This window comes from Bradyrhizobium oropedii, from assembly GCF_020889685.1.
GTDB classification, from domain to species: domain Bacteria; phylum Pseudomonadota; class Alphaproteobacteria; order Rhizobiales; family Xanthobacteraceae; genus Bradyrhizobium; species Bradyrhizobium oropedii.
Genome location: NZ_JACMYO010000411.1, coordinates 1 through 1685, shown reverse-complemented (window position 1 = coordinate 1685; position 1685 = coordinate 1). Strand labels below are relative to the sequence as shown.

3 protein-coding genes are annotated in these 1685 nt (G+C 63.4%); 1 reads left to right on the top strand and 2 read right to left on the bottom strand.

All coding sequences use genetic code 11. The features are described from left to right. Positions 1 to 330: 330 nt before the first annotated feature. Positions 331 to 630: a hypothetical protein gene (locus H8A95_RS42945; protein WP_229188439.1), complete on the bottom strand. Its 300-nt coding sequence runs from the start codon at positions 628 to 630 to the stop codon at positions 331 to 333. Between the two features lie 87 nt (positions 631 to 717). On the opposite strand from H8A95_RS42945, the gene H8A95_RS42940 reads away from it, so the two are divergent. After that, on the top strand, positions 718 to 954 hold the full coding sequence (locus H8A95_RS42940) for a hypothetical protein (RefSeq protein WP_229188438.1): 237 nt from the start codon (positions 718 to 720) through the stop codon (positions 952 to 954). Between the two features lie 4 nt (positions 955 to 958). On the opposite strand, the gene H8A95_RS42935 is transcribed toward H8A95_RS42940, so the two are convergent. Continuing rightward, a complete protein-coding gene (locus H8A95_RS42935) occupies positions 959 to 1489 on the bottom strand; it encodes a gamma carbonic anhydrase family protein (protein WP_092115174.1) in 531 nt (176 codons plus the stop codon). Between the last annotated feature and the right edge of the window lie 196 nt (positions 1490 to 1685).

Genomic DNA, 1685 nt, shown 5'->3' with positions numbered 1-1685 from the left:
CCAGCCACCGCCGCCCATGGCGTGGAAAGCGCCGCCATGGAAGCCACCACCACCGTGGAAGCCGCCACCGCCATAGAAGCCACCTCCACCGTGGCCGCCCGCCGACGCAGAGTCGACCGTGAACAAGCCGACCGAGGCCGTCGCCAGCAAGGCAATCATCGTTTTACGCAACATCACCCGTCACTCCGCTTTCCGAGGCCTTTCTTTTCAAGCCTCCTCCGACGCGTCCCGCGCATGCTAACCCAAAGTAGGACCGCCGCTTCGACCGCGCGCCTGTGTCGCCCTCACTTCTGCGCGACCCGTGTTCATCAAGCGCGCGGCCGTCAAACGTTAGCAGCCACGGCAGATGCCGTTGACCCGGCGGTCGGCTGTCTTGTTCTCGTCGGCGATCGCCTTGTCGATGCTTTCGGTCGATGCCGAGCCGGTGGTAACGCCCTCGCCTGTGTTCAGCCGGCCGGAGGATTGCGCCGTGCCGGCACCGTTGGTGCCTGATGGCGGCGACGTGAGTTGCGGCGATGTCGGGCTGGCTGGCGAGCGGTCGCTCGTCCCCGTGCCTTGGGCGACGGTAACCGCGGGTGTCAGCAGAATGGCGATTGTCGCGAACGCAGTGGTGACGGATAATTTGCGCATGGCAATTCTCCCTTGCGAACGTCAACCAGTCCGCAAGACACCGGTTCCGGCAGGCGATTGAGCAATACAGTTTGGGAGCAATGCAATTTGCGCAAGCTGATCGAGTTTGACGACGACACTTTCGACAAGCTGAAGCAGCTTGGCCGCGACCGGATGGCGACCCTGCAGGAGCTCGCGGACGAGGCCTTCGCCGACCTGCTCAAGAAGCACGGTATTCCGATCGACCTGAAGGATGCGCTGCGCAAGAGCGCAAGGCTTCAGGTGGCAACAAAGCCGGGCCCCGCAGCACCGCAGGGCGCACGCAAGCAGGGCCGGAAGCGCTGAGAGTTCAGCCGATCTTCTTCAGCCCGGCCTTGTACTGCGGGCCCCTGATGGCGTAGGACTTGGCCGGCCGCGACAGCGCCTCGGCCTGCGCGGCGTCGAGTGTGCGCACCACGCGCGCGGGCGCACCGATGATCAGGGAATTTTCCGGAAACTCCTTGCCCTCGGTGATGACCGAGCCGGCGCCGACGACACTGCCGCGCCGGATGCGCGCACCGTTCATCACGATCGATCCCATCCCGATCAGCACGCCGTCTTCCAGCGTGCAGCCATGCACGATCGCATTGTGGCCGATGGTCACGTTGTTGCCGATGGTCAGGGGGAAACCGGGATCGACATGCAGGGTCGAATTGTCCTGCACGTTGGAGCCTTCGCCGATCTCGATCCACTCGTTGTCGCCGCGCAGCACGGCGCCGAACCAGACGCTCGCCGCGGATTTGAGGCGGACCTTGCCGATCACAACGGCATTGTCGGCGATGAAATAGCTGCCGTCGGCGGGAAGATCGGGCCCCTGCCCGTCGAGTTCGTAGATCGCCATGAAGGTCTCCCTGGAGCGTTTTCAAGCGAAGTGGACACCGGTTCGCGTGAAGAAAACGCGTCGAAACGAAAATCCAAAGCTTCGGTTCTGATTCAATCAGAACCGAAGCTCTGATCGAAGGAGACCTTGGCACAGCGGCCGACGTGGTTTCAAGCAAGTGCGATCAGGATCCGGCGCGGATCCTGGTCGGATCAGC

Excerpts from the sequence above, each read along its gene's own strand:
- H8A95_RS42945 (WP_229188439.1), bottom strand. The coding sequence starts at position 630 with ATGCGCAAATTATCCGTCACCACTGCGTTCGCGACAATCGCCATTCTG.
- H8A95_RS42935 (WP_092115174.1), bottom strand. The coding sequence starts at position 1,489 with ATGGCGATCTACGAACTCGACGGGCAGGGGCCCGATCTTCCCGCCGAC.